This is a genomic window from Pirellulales bacterium (assembly GCA_019636345.1).
Lineage (GTDB): Bacteria > Planctomycetota > Planctomycetia > Pirellulales > Lacipirellulaceae.
This window is the reverse complement of the sequence record JAHBXQ010000013.1, coordinates 1-17,873: the sequence shown is the minus strand read 5'-3', so window position 1 is coordinate 17,873 and position 17,873 is coordinate 1. Positions and strand designations below refer to the sequence as shown.

12 protein-coding genes are annotated in these 17,873 nt (G+C 64.8%); 2 read left to right on the top strand and 10 right to left on the bottom strand.

Annotation, left to right across the window (positions count from 1 at the left end):
* Positions 1-174: 174 nt before the first annotated feature.
* Positions 175-1,206 (bottom strand): DUF1559 domain-containing protein, encoded by a 1,032-nt coding sequence (locus KF688_19575; protein ID MBX3427889.1) that lies wholly within the window; start codon positions 1,204-1,206, stop codon positions 175-177.
* Between the two features lie 564 nt (positions 1,207-1,770).
* Between KF688_19575 and KF688_19570 the strand changes: the two genes are divergently transcribed.
* Together KF688_19570 and KF688_19565 are read left to right on the top strand one after the other, a co-directional pair.
* Positions 1,771-4,482 carry a DUF4185 domain-containing protein gene (locus KF688_19570; protein ID MBX3427888.1) on the top strand — a complete coding sequence of 904 codons (2,712 nt, stop codon included), beginning with the start codon at positions 1,771-1,773 and terminating at the stop codon, positions 4,480-4,482.
* Positions 4,483-4,536: 54 nt separating this feature from the next.
* Positions 4,537-6,336: a hypothetical protein gene (locus tag KF688_19565; GenBank protein MBX3427887.1), complete on the top strand. Its 1,800-nt coding sequence runs from the start codon at positions 4,537-4,539 to the stop codon at positions 6,334-6,336.
* A 4-nt stretch (positions 6,337-6,340) separates the two neighbouring features.
* On the opposite strand, the gene KF688_19560 is transcribed toward KF688_19565, so the two are convergent.
* From KF688_19560 to KF688_19520, 9 genes are all read right to left on the bottom strand, one after another.
* Positions 6,341-9,835, bottom strand: a complete 3,495-nt coding sequence (locus tag KF688_19560; protein ID MBX3427886.1) for a hypothetical protein — start codon at positions 9,833-9,835, stop codon at positions 6,341-6,343.
* A 14-nt stretch (positions 9,836-9,849) separates the two neighbouring features.
* Entirely contained in the window at positions 9,850-10,527 is a 678-nt protein-coding gene (locus tag KF688_19555) for a hypothetical protein (protein MBX3427885.1), read from the bottom strand.
* Between the two features lie 199 nt (positions 10,528-10,726).
* Positions 10,727-12,010 carry a hypothetical protein gene (locus KF688_19550; GenBank protein ID MBX3427884.1) on the bottom strand — a complete coding sequence of 428 codons (1,284 nt, stop codon included), beginning with the start codon at positions 12,008-12,010 and terminating at the stop codon, positions 10,727-10,729.
* Positions 12,003-13,031, bottom strand: a complete 1,029-nt coding sequence (locus KF688_19545; protein MBX3427883.1) for a DUF4037 domain-containing protein — start codon at positions 13,029-13,031, stop codon at positions 12,003-12,005. Before KF688_19545 ends, KF688_19550 begins: the two co-directional genes overlap by 8 nt.
* 94 nt (positions 13,032-13,125) lie before the next feature.
* The gene (locus KF688_19540) at positions 13,126-14,472 is read right to left on the bottom strand and encodes a hypothetical protein (protein MBX3427882.1); all 1,347 of its coding nucleotides are present in this window, start codon (positions 14,470-14,472) and stop codon (positions 13,126-13,128) included.
* Positions 14,473-14,709: 237 nt separating this feature from the next.
* On the bottom strand, positions 14,710-15,003 hold the full coding sequence (locus tag KF688_19535) for a hypothetical protein (protein ID MBX3427881.1): 294 nt from the start codon (positions 15,001-15,003) through the stop codon (positions 14,710-14,712).
* Positions 14,996-16,708: an IS66 family transposase gene (locus KF688_19530; protein MBX3427880.1), complete on the bottom strand. Its 1,713-nt coding sequence runs from the start codon at positions 16,706-16,708 to the stop codon at positions 14,996-14,998. The genes KF688_19535 and KF688_19530 overlap by 8 nt, the downstream gene beginning before the upstream one ends.
* A gap of 45 nt (positions 16,709-16,753) precedes the next feature.
* Entirely contained in the window at positions 16,754-17,107 is a 354-nt protein-coding gene (tnpB, locus tag KF688_19525; GenBank protein ID MBX3427879.1) for an IS66 family insertion sequence element accessory protein TnpB, read from the bottom strand.
* Positions 17,101-17,472, bottom strand: a complete 372-nt coding sequence (locus KF688_19520) for a hypothetical protein (GenBank protein ID MBX3427878.1) — start codon at positions 17,470-17,472, stop codon at positions 17,101-17,103. Before KF688_19520 ends, tnpB begins: the two co-directional genes overlap by 7 nt.
* Between the last annotated feature and the right edge of the window lie 401 nt (positions 17,473-17,873).

Below are 17,873 nucleotides of genomic sequence, written 5' to 3'. Positions count from 1 at the left end.
AGGCAAGGAATCCCATATCGACGATTGCCGAACCGCTGCGCTGTCGCATATGGCGTCGATCCCTGTGCGTAGGCGGAGTCCATGAGCAGTCGCACTCGGCGTGTGTCGGCAAAGGAAAAGCAGGACCAGCAGCGCGGTTGCGGCGCGGCAACGAATCAGGCTCCGAGAATCAACCTAGTTGTCGCGCCGATTCCCGGCGGCGCGGTGAACCTCGAGATCGATATCGTACGAAACGACTTGCACCGATCCGTCGCAGTAGGCCATGTTGAGCCCCCCCGCGTGCGCGCTGCCAAAGGCGCGGTATCCGTCTTGTCCCGGGCGATCTTGCAAGGGGCGATCGGCAAGATTCGGCTCGCCGGGATTGTAGGCCGTCCAGCGATTGACGTCGTAGTCGAAGCCCTGATAGACGCTGTGGTTGTCGCCGCCGTCGATCGTGCCGTCGCTGTCGTACTGGTCGGGGTTGAGGTACTTCTCGCCGATCAGGTAGGTGTTGGTCGTGCCGTCGGAGATATGCTGCAACTTGATGTTCGCGCCGACGTAATTGATGCCGGACTGGCCTTCCCGGGGGGGCCACTCGTGCGAGGCGAGGTTCGTGTAGTCGTAGGCGTACCACGACAGGGGCGCCGGGTCGCAATTGCCCGCTTCGCTGAGCCACTCGTTGATGAGGCAGGGGCTGTCGCCGGCGTTGGCGGCGTAGTCGCCGCGAGCCAACTCCGCGGCGCGATCGCCGTTGATCGGCGTCCACGAATTTGGCAGCCGATAGCTGTACAACTTTGCCGGGCGTCGGCTGGGGCAGTTGTAGCTCGGGACGATCGCCTGCTGCAGCGCGATCGACTGCTGTCTCTGCGTGGCGGTGATTGCGCGGTTGCCGTCGTCGGTGAGAGTGTATACGGCCTGCTGTTCGATGTAGGGGAGGATTTGGTACATCCACCCGCCCGGCTGCTCGCGTCCCGAGCCGGCGAGGGGGTCGCCTACGTAGCGCGCGTTCCACCCTGCGCCCGGCAGCGACTTCATCGAGGACTCATAGTTGCTAAACCCTAACGCAATTTGCCGAAGGTTATTGACGCACTGCGCGCGTCGCGCCGCTTCTCGCGCCGCCTGCACCGCGGGCAGAAGCAGCGCAACGAGCACGCCGATGATCGCGATGACCACCAACAACTCGACGAGCGTGAAAGCGCGACATGTCGAACGTCGATGTTCCGTCACTCAATCACCTTCCACAATTGGCGGGAGATGCGACGTAGCGTCGCCAGCACGACGCAGGATAGACGAGTGTTGAGGACAAGCGCGACACGTGCGGCAACCGGCCCGGCAAATGTCTTATCCATTGGTAGCCGACCTAGCGAGACGGGTCAAGAAAACTCGGGGTCTGCGCGGTTGCTTTGCGAAAAAAATTCGCTTGAAATGACATAACAAATCGCAAGGCACCAGCATTTGCGTATGCCGTCAGTTTGTCCTGACAGGTGGTTGTGCGTCATGTTGCCCCCGAGCCGTCTGCGCAAACATGCGGCCATGACGCGCCGCGCTCGCTGCGATCTTGCCGGCGTCGATCGACGCGCGATCCCATTCGACGAGTGTGGCGCCGGCGACGCCGGCCGCACTTAGATCAGGCCGAGATTGCGCAGGCGTGGCAGAACGTCAGCCGTCGCTCGCGAATCGTGATTGAATCGCGACGCCCCGCTACTAGAATGGCGATCTCGATCGCGGCGGTTCCGCGCTCCGCAACTGCTCGCTCTTGTCTACTCCGCGCTTGTGCGTCCCGGGGCGTCTATGTCAGTTGCGCATGTCGGCCGGCGGTTTGCGATACAGACGGCGTTGATTGCGACGGCCGCGCTCGACATGCCCTTCGCTGCGGCTGAGGTCGCGATGCATGTCGAGCCGGCGCCGACGGCGATCGCGGCGGCCGGGTATCGCGCCGTCGTCGCCGGCGACGGCTGCCTCACAAATCTGGCGATTGACGGACGAGAGTTTCTCGCCCCCGGGGTCGCCGTCTCGCGCGGGGCCTATTTCTTTCGCGCCGAGACATTGTCGCTCCCCGGGATCGATCGGCCTGACAAGGCGACGATCGTCGCGGTCGGCAGCCAGGCCCGCGTCGAGTACCGGTTCGCAGACGACAGCATGACGTGGATCGTGACGAACGAATCGGAACGCACGACGGCGTTCTTCATCGTCCTCGCGCGGCACGTCGAGGCCGTGCTGCTGCGCGACGGGCGCGTTCTCGCCCCGGCGGTCGTAGAAAACTGCTCCGCGGCGGCGTTTGCCAACGGGGACGCCAAGCTGGACCTGCAGGGGATCGATCGGCTGTGGGGGCCGTGGCAGGGGCCTCACCAAGTGTGCGAAGCGTCGCTCGCTTCGCATGAGACGCGGACTCTGACGCTAGCGGCGTCGCGATTGACTGCCGAGGAGAGGCGGGCCGTCGCCGCGTTGATGCAGCCGATGCCGGGGCCCGCTCTGGAATTGTACTCGCCGCGAGAATACCAGGTCGTGCAGCGTTCGTCGCTCGAGCGGGGCGCGTGCCTTGTCAGCGGGCGCGTGGTCGTCGAGGCCGATGCGATCGAGTTTCGCGTCACCGGCAATTCGAGATTCGGCGAACTGCCGGGCGGCTGGCGGCCTGCGCGGTTGACGCCTGACACGGGCGGCTTCGCCCAGCGCATCGCCTTGCCCGCCGGCGGGTGGTACTCATTCGAGCTTCGCGCCAGGCAGGGAGACAAGATCGTCGCGGAGACGAAGGTTGAACGCTTCGGCGTCGGCGAGGTGTTCGTCGGCGCCGGGCAGTCGAACTCCACGAATTGCGGTCAGTTTCCTACCAAGCAGACCTCGGGGATGGTCGCCTCGTTCGGCGGTAATCGATGGCAACTGGGAGACGATCCGCAGTTGGGAGTCGCCGATCGCTCGACCGGCGGCAGCTTCTGGCCTGCATTAGGAGATGCGCTTTATCAGCGTTATCAAGTGCCGATCGGCGTCGCGACGACCGGCTTCGGCGGCACAAGCGTCGACCAGTGGCAACCCGAGGGAGATTTGTTCCCGTGGACGATGACCCGCATCCGGCAGCTCGGGCCGGGAGGCTTCCGCGCCTTGCTGTGGCATCAGGGGGAGAGCGACGTCGCGCTGTCGGCTGACGAGTACTACGGAAAAATCGCGCGGGTGATTCGCGCCTCGCGCACCGAGGCGGGTTGGCAGATTCCCTGGTTCGTCGCTCAAGCAACGTACCACAATGTCGAACGGCCCCAATCCGAGGGGGTGCGTGCGGCGCAGCAGCGGCTGTGGGACGAAGGGCTCGCCCTGCGCGGTCCCGACACCGATGCGTTACAGGAGGAGTATCGCGACCTGGACGGCAAAGGGATCCACTTCAACCCGCGCGGCCTGCGGCGACATGGCGAAATGTGGGCCGAGTTGGTGACCCCGTTCGTGGATCGCGAGTTGGGGATTCCCGCGCCAGCGACGGCGCCCGCGGGAAGATCGGCATGGACCGCCCGGCAATGGCCCGAGGCGGACGTGTTGTTCCATCGCGACCCGCAGTGGCTGGGGAGCGATGACGCCTACTCGATCGATCTGGGGAACGGTCGCATCGCGTGGTTCTTCGGCGACAGCTTCGTCGAGCCGACGACCCCTGGCCTGCGCCGCGGCACGACCATGGTTCGCAACAGCATCGGCATCCAGACAGGCTACGACCCGACGACCGCCGATTTCAAGGGCTACTGGCGCCGCGGCGGCCTCCGGCCCGCGTCGCTCATCGCCGACGACGGCGAAGACTTCTACTGGCCGGGAGGCGGAGTCGTGTTGGGCGACAAGCTGCTGTTGTTTCTCATGCGGGCCGCCAACGCCGACGAAGGACTTGGGTTCCGTTCGACCGGCTGGGGCGCGGTGTTGTGCAGCGGAATCGACCAGCCGCCCGACCGCTGGCGGATCGACAAGCTTGCCGTTCCGCAGAACGACTTCGAGACGCTCGTCGGCTCGGGGAGCGTCGTCGCCGAGGGGGACTGCGTCTACGCCTTCAGCCACTGTCCGCGCGGGATTCAATTGCTGCGGTGGGATCGATCCGACGCAGCCGTCGGCGATCTGTCGCGGGCCCGGTGGTACGACCGTCGCCGCGACGTCTGGATCGAGCAAGCCGAGTTGCAAAAACTGCCCGAGCCGATTTTCGCGCCGGGCCAGACCGAATTCACGGTTCACCGCCTCCCGAAGCAGGGGCTGTACCTCCAGGTGCAGTTCCTGGGATTCCCGCGAACCGTGATCGGCTACCGCACGGCTCCAAAGCTGACCGGTCCGTGGTCGACTCTCGCGACGCTTTTCGCCCCTCAGGAACTCGCTGCGGACGACTCCGAGGTGATGCTGTACGCGGGGAAGCTTCATCCGGAGCAACAGGCCGACGGCATCGCATTGACGTACGCCTCGAACTCGTTCGGCCTAAGTCGGGTCGTCACCGACCAATCGCTGTACTTTCCCCGCTTCGCCCTTGTCACGCCGGCGCCGGCGGACTGATCGTCCGCGTTCGTTCCAGCGGCCTACTGCTCGTCCACGTCAAGGAACCGCTCCGTGTCCTCGATCGACTACGCGATCATCGTTCTGTATTTCGTCACGATGATCGGCCTGGGGGTCTGGTACCAGCGCCGCGCGTCTCGCAACATCGACAACTACTTTCTCGCCGGGCATCGCATTCACTGGCTGGCGCTGGCGATGTCGGGGTCAGTGTCGACGTTTGACATCAGCGGCACGATGTGGATGGTTGCATTGATCTACCTGTTCGGCATGAAGTCGATGTGGAACCACTGGATGTGGGGGTTCCTGATGGCGGCGTTCTTCATGTCGTTCATGGGGAAGTGGGTGCGGCGGTCGCGCGTCATGACCGGGGCCGAGTGGATGATCACCCGCTTCGGCGACCGCGCCGACGGCCAGGCGGCCCGGCTGGCTTACGCCCTAATGGCGGTCGTCACCCTGACGGGGCTCACCGGGTACGCCTTCTCGGGGATCGGCAAGTTCTGCACTGTGTATATCGACTTGCCGTTCGATCAGACGACCGACGAGCGGGTGTGCGCGCTCGTGGTCTTTGCGATCACGGCGATCTACACGCTGCTGGGAGGGCTCGAGGCAGTCGTCGTCACCAACGTCATCCAGACGACGATCCTGACGGTAGCCAGCGTGCTGATCGCGACGATCGCCTACGTGAATCTCACCCCCGAGAAGCTGGCCGCCGTGGCGCCGGTCGACGGCGAGTCGTTCACCGCGCTCTGGCCAAGCTGGCGGCTGGAGCATGCGGCCGATCTGCCAGTCGATTACCAGGGTTACGAACTGTTCGGGGCGCTGGCGATCGTGTGGGTCGTGAAGGGGCTGTTGCTGAACTTCGGCGGCCCCGGGCAGATGTTCGACTTCCAAATGTTCCTGTCGGCGCGCGATCCGCGCGACGCGTCGAAGGTGGGGGCCGCGTGGAGTGCGTTTCTGGTGGTGCGATGGGCCATGGTCATGGGGATCGCCCTGTTGGCGATGACCGGCGACATTCCCATGGTGAACGCCAGCGGCCAACTCGACGCCGAACTAGTCATGCCGCGAATTCTCAACCAGTACCTCGGCCCCGGGGTGTTGGGGTTGGTCCTCGCGGGTCTGTTGGCGGCGTTTATGTCGACGTTTGCCGCGACGGTCAACGCCGGGGCGTCGTATGTGGTACGCGACCTATGGCAGCCGTTTGTCCGGCCCGACGCCGACGAGCGGAGTCTGGTGCGCGTCAGCTACGTCGCCACGCTGGCGATCGTCGCCACGGGAACCTTGATCGGGCTGTGCTCGACCTCGATCCGGCAAGTGTGGGACTGGATTATGATGGCCTTGGGCGCCGCGTTCGTAATTCCCAACGTGCTGCGCTGGTATTGGTGGCGGTTCAACGGCGTCGGCTATACGGCCGGCACCTTGGCGGGGCTCGCGGGCGCGTTGCCGCTGTTGGCAATGTCGCTCATGCAGATCGAGCAGCCGATCCACCTTACGTTTCCGACCCTGTGCGCGGTGTCGCTCGTCGCTTCGATTGCGGGGGCGCTGCTCGCCAAACCGACCGACGAGGCGATTCTAGTCGAGTTCTACCGCAACATCCGTCCGTTCGGCTGGTGGGGGCCGATTCGCGAGCGATCCCGACTTTCCCCTGTGGAACTGGCTGACCCAGCCGAGAGTCCGCGGCTTGGCGCGCTCAACCTGACGTTGTCGGCATTTGCGATCTTTGCGGCGTACATCTCGCCGATGTATCTCGTGGGACATTGGCACGGCCACGCGTTGGCGTGGTTCGCGGTGGCGGCGGTCGCCGTGGTCGTGCTACGGTCGACCTGGTACGACCGCCTGCCGCAGCGGGAAGCGTAAGCCGTTACTCGCAGACCGTCCCGACTCGCAAACGAATTGTGACGAACCGATTAGGCAAATAAGGGAGTGTCGCCCCGCTCGGGGTCGATGCGAGTCGACGCTGATCGACCTCGACGCCGTTGCAAAGGTGGACGCTCGTCAGCTGCACGAGCGGCGACTCGAGAGTCGCTTCGCCTGATTGTCCGCCGGTCTCCAGCAACCGCACGACGTAGCCGTCGCCATCCTCGGCGGCCTTGATCCCCACAAGTTGCAGATTGGGGTCGTCGAGCGACAGGAATGACCCCGACGCGGGGCTCATCGGCCGGTCAGTTTGTGCGACGCTCGCTGAGAAGGACGAGAGATAGGGGTAAGCAAGGACTGGCGTGCGCGTCTCGGCGTCGAACTCGGCCAACCGTTCGCGCGAGAGGGAATTGCCGCTGGTCATGCTGTAGCGGAAGGTGAATTCGCCCCCCTGCATGGCCCGATAATTCGTGAACCAGTAGTTGTTCATCACGTAGGAGAAGACCCGGCCGTTGGTCGGTCCCAAATGCGTCGGCCAGTTGCCGCGATTGACGTCGGCCAGCGTGAACAGCGGCGCCTCGCGGCACGCCAGCGCGACCGTGGCTGGGCCATCGCTGACTTGCACCAAGTTTTGCGTGGCGAACCACTCGCGACAGGCCCCGGGGAGTTGATCCAGGTCGGGGCGGACCCAACCGTTTTGAATTTGGTATGAAAACGCCGGCTTCTCGGCGGCGAAGGGAAAGGCGAAGTACACGGCCTCCTTGTCGCGGGTTTCAGTCTTCGTAAGCGTGTTGACGACATCGACTCGTCGGAGGTCATCGTAGAGTCGGTACTCTGACCGCAGTCGCGGAGTGTTCTTCGCAGCAGTCTCGACAACGATCCGCTGCCCGAACGGCCCGGCTACGTTCTCGACGATGCGCGCCTTCGTCGGGGATTCGAGGGAAAGCTTCGCGGGGGCCGACCCAAATTTCAGATCGAGCACGAGCGAATCGGCTCCGCCGGAGACGTACACGTACTGGTTGAGGCCGTAGGGGCCCCCTTGCTCGACCAATTCGCGCCCGGTCGCTTTGTCGACGAGGCTCGCCAGCGCGCCGGTACGCGAGTCGACGACCAAGCGATAGTGCTTTCCTTTTAGCGTCCAGGCGAGCGAGGGGGCGTCTGGGTTATCTGCGTCGGGGGGCGAAAGTTGCGGCGCCGTCGGATCGGAGTTCGGGTCGGGGAAGGGCGCCCGCACTTCGTATCCGCGGTAGCCGAACGCGGGAACGTTCGTGGCCAGGAAGCGAACCAGCTTGTAGCCATCCTGGCGATGGAGCACCTCCAGGGGGATCGGCTCGCGTGTCTCCAGATCGATCAACTCGGCCGCGTCGTCGAGATCGACTTCCAGCGGGGCGGTCCGCACGCGATTCTGCCAATTGATCGCAAATATCGTGTTCTGATCGACCCGCATCTGCTGGCACAGTCGATTGAGCGCGCGGGCGTTGAGCGTCCGGGCTTCGAGGTTCGCGCGCCGGGCGTAGCTCTCCTTGATCTCCCATTGCTGCCGAGCGCCGAGGCGATCGGGCTGGCTGATGCTGTTGTATGCGCCCCAGGTATGCTCGTCGTAAAACAGCACGTTCTTCCACGCGGCCCGGAAATCCTCGGCTGGATAGCGGAACCGCGGCTCGAGCATCGTCGCGAAGCTCGCGCTCGTCTCCGCCACCGGCAGCAACTGCTGAGTGTGCCGATTGCAGGCGGTCGCGGCGGCGGTCGAGGCGATGCCGTCTTCCCAATACGCCCCCGCGTCGCCGCGGTGAACCGGCAGCCGGTCGCCGGCTTGCGCAGCGACGGACTCGAAGTAATCGGCGTCGGTCGCGACGATCAGCCGGGGGTAGGCGAACTCGCTGTTCCACTGGGCGATGTACTCCGCCTCGCCCGTCTCCGGGATCGCCGCGTTATCGACGTACGCGCCGTAAACCATGACTGCGTCGGGGACGTACTGCGGCTGCACGTACCGGGCCAGAAACTGCGGGACGGCGGCGCGGAAGTAGTCGTATCCTTCTCGCGGCGAGATGTATCCCTGGGCGGTCAGCATCTTGAGCTGGGCGTAGCTGCGGGCGTACCACATCAGCACGCGCTCGCCGTTCATCCCTTCCCAATAAAACGGAGATTCCTCGTTCAGATCGCTCAAGACCAGGATCGGCGCCCGAGCTTGGTTACTGCCATTGGCGAACGCGGCGATCCCCACGTCGGTCAGCAGCGTCGGCAAGAACCAGGTGTGAGAGGGGGCGTCAGTCAGGCAGGCGATCTTAAATCCCGTTCCATGCCGACGATGCAGGTCGTGCGCAAAGTACATCGATCGATACAGCTCCTCTCCCGTGCAGATCCCGGTGAGCAGGTTGAGATAAAACGCGTTCACCGCCGCGCGTTCCTCGCGACATCGATCGATCAGCTCCTGCCCGTACTCTTCGGGGCGACAGTCAAGGTAGTTGTCCACCAGCCAGGAAGTCTCGAAGTTGAACTTGTAGAAGGGATGCTTGCGCAGAATCGACAGCACGACATCGGTGTTGCGAGTGTCGAGTTCGTTGACGTGAGGCTGCCAATCGGTGAAACCGACGTCGTTGTGAACTTTGGGACAAACGTATATCTTCCACCGCTTGGCCGGGACGAAGTCGTGGCGGACGACTTGTCGAGAGCCGTCGAGCGTCGTCGTGATCTCGACTACGGACGGAGAGTCGAGCGCGGGGACCGGCGTGCGGACGCTCGCCACGCCGAAATCGAGCCCCTCGGCCGTCAGCAAGACGTCCACCGTCTCGCCGCCGAGGCGGATCATCGCTTTGCCGGCGGCGAACGACTCGCTGAACGGGACGAGCAAAGTGCGGAGTTCGCGGAGTCGTCCCTCGAAGTCCACAAAGCATTGGGTCGGATCGAGTCGCGGCGCGGTGAGCGGATCGGCGTCGGGGCTCGCGTGGAAAGCGATCGCGTCGTAATCGAGAGCCCCCACGCCTTGCGGGGCGAGCGCGATCACGTTTTTCCCCCGGCGGAGCAGCCTGCGGGGGATCGGCGCCACGAGCCGTTGTCCCGACAAGAGCGCCATGTTGCCTTGAAAACTGTCGACGTCCTGCTTAGCCGCCGGCAGGATCGGGAACACGCCTCGCGCGCCGTTGACCGAGACCATCAACTCCTGAGGCGCCCCGTAGGTGAAGATCAAATCGAGCACGAGTCGGGCGTCTTCGATCGGTTCCGACGGCAACTCGAACTCGATCGCGTACGGCTTTTCCGGGACCTTGGCGCCCGCGGCGTCGATCGTGCCGTCGTGATGGCCGGCAAAGTCACGGCTGACGACGTTGGTTCCGACGACAAACGTCAGTTCTCCCCGGGCCCCAGGGGCGAACTCGATGCTCGACCCGTCCTGCTTGCCAATCGTCCACAGCGGCGCGGCCGCGTCACGCGCTGCTGCGCGACCGACGCTTAGCATGGCGATCACCAACAATCCCGACGCCCAATAGCGCATAGATGACATTCTTGTCGATTCGTTCATGATGCATGACGCCGGTGTTGAGTGCGTCCGATGAGGAGAAAGCCGCCGATCGCGGCGATGATCCACCAAGCGCCGCCGATGCGCCGCCACAACGGGCCAGTGCGTTCGCTGATCAGTGCCGCGGATGCGACTGCGGTTTGTTCGGAAGCGGCGACCGCCGCGTTGAACGTCGCCCGGACGGATCGCGCGTCAAGCACCGCCGTCTCGCGCATCCCTGGGGCTTGGAAGACGACCTGCGTCGAGTGAGCCCCGCGCGTGAGCGTCGTCAATCGCGACTCGACGATCAGCGGCGCTCGCGTGAAGTCCCCGGCGTAGTGGGCGCGGAAGACCAAGTGGTGGCCGTCTCCCCCCGGGACGAGGCCGCACGATTGGGGAACCGCAGTTCGGCCCGACGCTTTCAACCGCAGCCGGCCGAAGACGCTCGCCGCGGCCGCGTCGCCGTGAGCGGCAAGTTCGGCGGGCGCAAGGCGCCCGTCGCGGTCCTCGTCCCACGCGACGAGAAATGTCAACTCCTCGGCATTCAGCACGATCTCGGCGTGGAGATAGTCGTCGTCCGCGACCAACGTCAGCCGGCTGATTGGCAAATTGTGGGCAGCAGCCTGCGCGGGCGCGAGCCACAAAGTGATGGCCGCGACCCTGTACAAGGTCCGATTGCGAGTCGCCGTTCGGATCATCGTCGTCTCTCCCGTTCGACGTGGACGCTTTCCATCCGAGTCCGCGCAGGACGCACATGCCCGATCATTCTGAATCTGCTCTGCCTGGGTCGGGCGCCGAATCCGCGTATCACTCGCTGGTTTGCAGACTTCCTGAAACGAACTCGGAGCAAAAGCAACGCTCCTTCGCCTCGTTCGCGGCGCGCCGGATTTCGATTCGTCAGCGCTCCAACCCGCGGGCGACTTCGCCGCAGCACTCGAGCGCCTCGTCATTGGCGTAGTCGATCGCCAGCACCTGTCGCCACGCGGCGTATGCCGGCCAGCCGCACCTTTCGCACCGAGCTCGATCGATCGCCGGGGCGGCGAGCTTGGCGTAAATCAGCGGCGGAATCTCTGGGTGATTGTCGACGTGGCCGCCAAGTTGCTCCTCGCGCCCGCTGTGACAGTCGGTCCCGGCGAGCGGCACGAGGGCCAGCTCGCGGCAAACTCGTTCCCAATAGTGCGGCACCCGTTTTGATGCGAACGGCGGGCTCCAAACCTCCAGCCCGTCGATGACCCCGCAGGCGGCCCAGTCGCGGATCCACGCTTCCTGCAGTTCGTACGACAACTCGCCGATGAAGTCCTCGTCCCAGTAGTTGGGATGATTGTGGCTCACGAAGCACCCCGCGGCGTGAAACCGGTCGGCGAGCCGTTCGTAGTCGAACCAGTCCCCCAGCTCGTCGCGGTAGGCATTCATTGCGTAGCACCGCATCGAGCCGAAGAAGCGGTGACTGAGCATCGGCGGATCGCCGTCGCGGGCGAGTCGCCAGCGCCGCCACAGGTTGCCCATGTCGAACGTTTGATTGCAGCGGAGATATGTTTCGTACGCGTCGGCGTCAGCGCCGATCAGCGCGCGCATCTGCTCATATCGTTCGAGGACCGGGGCGAAGCTGCCGCCGACTTCGTGATCTGCGGCGATCAACCGCCACAGCGGGTCGACGAACAGATCGTCGCGAGCGACCAAGTCGGCGACGAACAGCTCGCAGGCCCGGTTCCAGTTGCGGCGGTGCTCCGCGCACAGCGAGACGAACTGGTCGGACAACGTCGGCGCGATCGCTTGGAACTCGAACGCCCGCCGCTGGTGCGTGCAGATCGCCTCGATGCCGAGGAACACGTCGAGTTCCAGGTCGCGCTCCCGCACCATCCGCCGGGCCGGGGCGAGCGAATCGATAATGTTGTGATCGTTGACGAGGATCTGCCCACGGACGAAATGGTCGCACAGCGACTGCTCGACGGTGAATTCGCCGTCGGAGGCCGTCGTGTGGGTGTGAAGGTCGATCCGCCCCGCCGCCGCTCGGACCCGGCGCTCGCGGCGCGCCTGTGCCAAGATCGGCCAGACCTCCCTCAGCGCCCGGCCGTCGCGTCGCTCGAACGCGGCCGTCTCGAGGTCCGACGCCAGCCGATCGGCCTCCGCAGGACGACCGGCGGCAAGCGCCTGCTGGGCGAGGGCGACCGGATTAGTCACGGCAGTTCCGCAGATAGTCGTTGGCGTCAAAGAGCACCTCGCGGGCCATTTTCTCCCACAGCTCGATCTGATTGAAGCTGGGAGCGAACAACTCCGGCGGCAGCGTGCGATAGATTTGCGCCGCGGAATCGTAGAGCGTCAGATCGGTGAGCCCCTCGTCGAACTCTCGCCGGTTCGGCCGATCGGCGAGTCCCATCTCGCCCAGCGCGTCGGCGATCACGTAGTTCGCTTCGATCAGCAGGTCGACCCGCTTGCGCCACGTCGACGCAACCACGGCCTCGTCGATGAACCCCGCCAACTCGTCGGCGCACTCCGGCAGCACGCGGAACGTGCGATTGAGCCACTTCGTATACGGGGCGTATCGGCGATTCAACGCGAAACAGAGCTCCATGAGTCGTTTCAAACACAGTCCGAAGTAGATCGAGCAGGTCAGTTCGTCTCCCCGCTTCGAGACGCGGTACAAGTTGTACGGCGCGTCGCGCCCCGTGACGTACATGCACCAGTCGGCGATCCGTTTCTTCCAGACGTCGTCCGGGTAGTAAGCAAGCGCCTCGCGACGGCGAGTCAGTTCGCCGAGGCCGTCGTGAACGATCTCGCCGGCCGTGACGTGGAACAGATCGACCTCGCAGTACGCCAGCCAGTCGAGATCGCGCTCGGGGAGCCGATCGGTCCCCAGGAACCGGGCGAAGAAATCCTCGATCGCCGCACAGCAGACACCCGTCAAGTTGCCGATCCCGACATGGACTTCGTACCCGGCGTAATGACGGGGGATTCGCTCGGCGAGGACCTGTCGGACCGCGGGACCCAACCGCGCGGCGTCCGCACGGGAGTACATGACGTTCGCCCGCGGTCCCCAGTGATGGTCTTGGCTGATTTCATCGTCCAGTCCGATGACGTCCGACCCCGTGCCGACAATCGCCACGGCGAGCCGATCGACCTCGCCGGAGAGTGAGTCCGCGAGCCGCGGCAGAAGCACCTCGGCGATGAAATCGCGACTGACGTCGACGCCGGTGGTGGACATGACGAGGTGACTCCAATGGAACCGCGGGCTAGCAAAGCGTCGGCGCGCGGCGACGGGCGAGGATCGCACGATCGGCGCCGCTGCGCGGAACCTCTCAGGCCACGCCTTCCTGCTTGAGGGACTTGAACGGTTCCGTCCAGTAACCGGCGTACTTGGCTTCCAATTCATCGAGCGGGGCTTCTGGCACGATGGGGTAACGTCCGAATTCGTGGGCCGCGTCAATCATCGCCAGCACGTTCTCGGGGCTGATGTCCCCCAGGACGTTGTGAATCTGGTTGAACACGAAACCGCCGCCGGGGGCGAGGATTTGCATTCGGCGGCGGACATCCTCGCGAATCTGCGAGGGCGTGCCGAAAGCCAGCGTGGCGTGCGTGTCGCACCCGCCTCCCCAGAACGAGATCTGTTTGCCGAACTCCCTTTTGATCTTCGCCGGGTCCATCCCCGCGCAGTCGGTCTGCAGCGGGTTGAACACCTGCATTCCCGCGTCGATTAGATCAGGAAGGAGCTCGTATACCGCCCCGTCGCAGTGGAGCATCACGAAAATATGAGGGTAGTTTTCCCGGACGAACGTGAACATCCGCCGGTGGTACGGGAGGAACACTTCGCGGTACATTTCGGGATCCAACAGCGGCGCCCCCTGCATCCCCAGATCGTCGCCGAACTGGATGACGTCGATCACGTCCCCTGCCGCGTCGAGCGTCCGACGCAACGTGTCGAGGTGCAGTTCCGTCAGCACGCCGTGGAAGTAGTGGACCAGTTCGGGATCGGTCAGGCAGCGGACGAAGATCTCGTCCCAGCCGAAAATCCCCTGCGAGTTCTCGAGGATCGTTCCACCGTGCTGGAACAGCACGGCGCGGGTGTTGCCTGCTGCGCGGAGACGATTCGCTTCCGCTTCGAGGAACTTGATCTCGCGGTCCGAAGTCTTGATTCGGCTGATGAAGTTGTTGTTCTCGCTGGCCAGCAGGGCGTCGATCTTCTCACGCGTAGGCTCCCCCTGCATCGGGGCCCAGAACAGCGTGAAGCCATGAAGCCCCTCGGCCGGCATCCGGGCGATCATCCGACCGTCTTCGTACCACTCCCAATCGCCGTCGTCGTTCCGTGTAGGGCAAAAGTCATGGGGGACGAGGCATTTGCCGCCGTCGACGAGGGTCCATTCCTTCCAGGCCCCGTCGTTATGGATCGAGAACGACGACACTGACCGATGGAGCGGCACGACGTCGCAACCCAGGCGGTCGAGGATCGGGTCCTGGACGTCGCAATACTGTCCCCAGGTGTTATACATCCGGGGGAGTTCGTTCTGGGCCAAGCCCAGTCGGGCGCGGAGTTTCATGTACGCCAGCACGGCGATCGTGCTGGAGGCGTGCGACCCCAGATCGATCGGCACGCGATCGGGCTCCTCATGGCGCAAGGCCGCCAGTACGCGTTCACGCGACGTCATCATGACGAGAATCCGACAAGAGAGCAGCTGCGGAAATCGCAAGAGAAGAGTCAGGTCCGAGTTTATGCGGGACAGGTGAGCAAGTCAAATTGCGGATAAAAGACATGTCAACTTCGCGGTTCTTGTATCCTCGCTGTCCATGACGGGGGAGAACTCCCCGTAGTTGTGAGGTGAGCGTTCGGTGAACTACACCGGAATCCTGCGCCGTCGCGATTGGGTGTGCACCGAACGTGAGATGGTCTACCAGGCGAGCGGGTCCAGGTCGCCGTCGCCCGTTCGTTCGGCGTCCTCCAGGCGATCGCAAAGGGCTAGCACGGCCTCTTCGTCGGCCCCCAGTTCGCCGTGGTTGAAGGAGCGCGACAACTCGCCGATCAGCATCTCAAGCTCCCGCCGGCTCATCGAGATCCGCTTGACCTCCGGACTCTGCGCCCACCGGCGGAGCGCCTTCTCCAGCCGCTCGAACGGATGGCCGTGCTTCAAGATCAACGCGCGCTCTTCCGGCAAGAGTTGCATCTTCTCGGTCAAGTCACTCATAGCGCCGGCGCTCCTGGCGGCGGATGTCGTCAATCGTCCAGACGGATTGGGGGTTCGCCTGCAGCCACCGGTCGGGCAGCAGGTCGTCCAACTCGTCGCTGGTCACCGGCGCGCCCGCGGCGGACTGCGCGAACGCCTCGCCGCTGCGACGAGACGGCAGCTGCGCGAACACGTCTCGCAGCCAGGCGAACGGCTCCGCGCCGTTGGCCTTCGCGCTGCTCACGAGCGAGTACAGCGTCGCCGCGCCTTGCCCGCCGCGCTGGCTGCCGACGAAGAGAAAGTTCTTCCGCCCGATCGCCGGGATTTTCACCAGTCTCTCGGCCAGGTTATTGTCGAACGACAGATACCCCTCGTCGACGCAGCGCGTCAGCGCGTCCCATTGATTGAGCGCGTAGGTGAACGCCGCGCGGATCGGGCTCTTGGGCAGAAGTCGTCCCCCGGCGTCCTCGCGATCGAGCCACGCTCTGAACTCCTGAAGGATCGGCGCCGCGTGCGCCTGTCGGCCCGCTTTCACTGCCGCGAAGTCCCGCGCGCCCTGCCGGTTCTGCTCGGGGTACGCCCTGCGCAACTGCTTTTCGATCTGCGACAACCGGGCGATGAACCCCAGCGCGACGTTCGCCCGCAGCGGATCGTTGTCGAGGGCCTGATGCCAGTACCGCCGCGCATGGACCCAGCAAGCGACTTCTTTCACCCCCTCGCCGGCGTAGAGGCAATCGTAGCCCGCATAAGCGTCCGCTTGCAGGTAGCCCCGAAACCCCGCCAAAAACGTCCGCGGGCCGTCCCGCTCGCGGGTTTGGGTAAAATCGTACGCCGCGTACGGATGGAGCCAGTCCCCCAGGTACGGCCAGAACTTGCAGGTCTTCGTGATCCCGCGGCCCGGCTGGAGCATCTTCACCGACGTGTCGTCGGTGTGAATGACCTGCGACTGAAGGACCAGTTGCTTCATCCGCAGCGCCAGCGGCTGCGCCAACTCGGCCAGCGCCGCCTGCCAGCCGCAGAGCGTGGTCCGGCGGATCGTCTTGCCGAGCCGCGAATGAACGTCTTCCTGCCGGTAGAGCGGCTGGTGGTCGCCGAACTTGCTGAGGACCGTGTGGGCGCAGAGGCCGGGGGCCGGCAGGCCCTTGTCAATCGGCTGGGGGGGCTTGGCGGCGATCGCGACGTGTCCTTCGCAGCGGCGACACGCGTACTTCACCCGGTCGTGCTGGATCGCCTTGAGGCGGGCCGGGACGAGTTCCAGCTGCTCGCTCGTCTCGACTCCGATCACTTGCCGCTGTTCGCCGCAGCCGGGGCAGGTTCGCTCCGTCGGGCTCAGTTCGTGCCGGACAATCTCCCGCGGAAGATGCGCAGGCAGCGGGCCGACGCGTCCCGGCGACGTCTTGCGACGCCGGGACGCAGCCGCGTCGTCTTCCACAAACTGCTCGGCCGGCTGGTCGAGCTGGGCGGCGATCTCCTGCAGCTCTTCGCGGGAAAAAAGCAAGAGCTGAGCGGGGTCGATCCGTTCCTGCCGCGAGCCGCGAATCCGCACCAACAGCAGCTTGAGTTGATGCTCCAGCGCGGCGACCTGCCGATCTCTCGCGGCGAGTTGCGCAGCGAACTGCTCGGCGGTCGCCGCGTGTTGCGCTGCGACTTCTTGAAGTCGGCTGGTCGATCGCGCGAGCTGCTCTGTCAAGCGGGCGTTTTCACGTTGCAGCTGCGCAGCGTTCATGGCGATCGTTATAGCTCGCCAGATCAAGAACGCAACGGCGGTTGCTCACCCCGTGAGCGAATAGCGCTTGCGCCGCCGGACGCTGGCCAGATCGACGCCCCGCAGCAGCATCGTGAGCTCGTCGCTGCGCATCTCGACCGACGGCCGGTCGTCGGCGAGCGTCGGCACTTGAAACGTCCCTTGTTCGAGCCGCTTGTACCAGATCGCCAAGCCGTCCCCGTCCCAGTACAGGATCTTCAGCTTGTCGCGACGGCGATTGACGAACAGGAACAGGTGACCGGAGAGCGGGTCTTGCGCGAGCGCGCTCGTGATCAGGCCCTGGAGGCCGTCGAAGCCCTTCCGCATGTCGGTTGCGCCCCGGGCGACGAAAATCCGCGTACCGGCCGCCAGATTCAGCATGCGGCGTCTCCGACAATCGCCGCGAGCGCCGCGGCCAATTGCCGCGGCGGGACGTCCGCCGGAAACCGGAGCGTGAACCCGCCGGGCGTCGCGACCTCCATGAGACATGGAGCCGAGCCCTCCTCGTCGCCCCGGTCGTTCGCCTCGATCACCTCCACGGGAACCAGCTCCGCTCCCCGCGGCCCCCCTGAGCTCGGCCTGTCGACGCCCCGCTTCCGGAGGGTGCGCCGCCAGGCGTAGAACGACGCTTCCGCCAAGCCTTCCCGAACGCAAAAGGCCCGCACCGACAGACCGCTGGCGCCGAACTCCTCCAACGCCAGCCGCCAATACGATTCCCGCTCCGCCGAACGATTCTTGATCGCCATCTTGCGGCCTCCCTAGGAAGAAGGACTCAACGCCTCCAACCTACCGCGACCGTCAAGATGCAGTTCACCGTGCGCTCACGTTGTGAGTGGAATTGGCATCGTACAGCGCCCGACGCGCTGCACTTTTCAAATGCCACTCACACCCAGAATCTGTCCAACGATCGGGGTCCACTTCAGGGATGTCCTGGTTCAGCGTGAACTGGAATTCCGGCCTTCGGACGTTAGCGGGTTGAAAGGTTGAATTGACGGTTCAGCTCCGACGATTTGCGGAGCGGCTGTCGCCGGGGGGAGTTTGTTGGGCGTTCACGCAGACCGGGGGGCTCATCGCCGCCCCCCTGGCCCCCGCTAGCCTTTCTCTGTGTTCCGTTTTGCAGGCGGCCGACGCAGCCGCTTCCCGGCGC

Bases quoted from the DNA above. Each gene is read 5' to 3' on its own strand.
- tnpB (MBX3427879.1), bottom strand. From the start codon at position 17,107: ATGCTGAATCTGGCGGCCGGTACGCGGATTTTCGTCGCCCGGGGCGCA.
- KF688_19540 (MBX3427882.1), bottom strand. From the start codon at position 14,472: ATGATGACGTCGCGTGAACGCGTACTGGCGGCCTTGCGCCATGAGGAG.
- KF688_19530 (MBX3427880.1), bottom strand. From the start codon at position 16,708: ATGAACGCTGCGCAGCTGCAACGTGAAAACGCCCGCTTGACAGAGCAG.
- KF688_19535 (MBX3427881.1), bottom strand. From the start codon at position 15,003: ATGAGTGACTTGACCGAGAAGATGCAACTCTTGCCGGAAGAGCGCGCG.
- KF688_19545 (MBX3427883.1), bottom strand. From the start codon at position 13,031: ATGTCCACCACCGGCGTCGACGTCAGTCGCGATTTCATCGCCGAGGTG.
- KF688_19520 (MBX3427878.1), bottom strand. From the start codon at position 17,472: ATGGCGATCAAGAATCGTTCGGCGGAGCGGGAATCGTATTGGCGGCTG.
- KF688_19570 (MBX3427888.1), top strand. From the start codon at position 1,771: ATGTCAGTTGCGCATGTCGGCCGGCGGTTTGCGATACAGACGGCGTTG.
- KF688_19555 (MBX3427885.1), bottom strand. From the start codon at position 10,527: ATGATCCGAACGGCGACTCGCAATCGGACCTTGTACAGGGTCGCGGCC.
- KF688_19560 (MBX3427886.1), bottom strand. From the start codon at position 9,835: ATGTCATCTATGCGCTATTGGGCGTCGGGATTGTTGGTGATCGCCATG.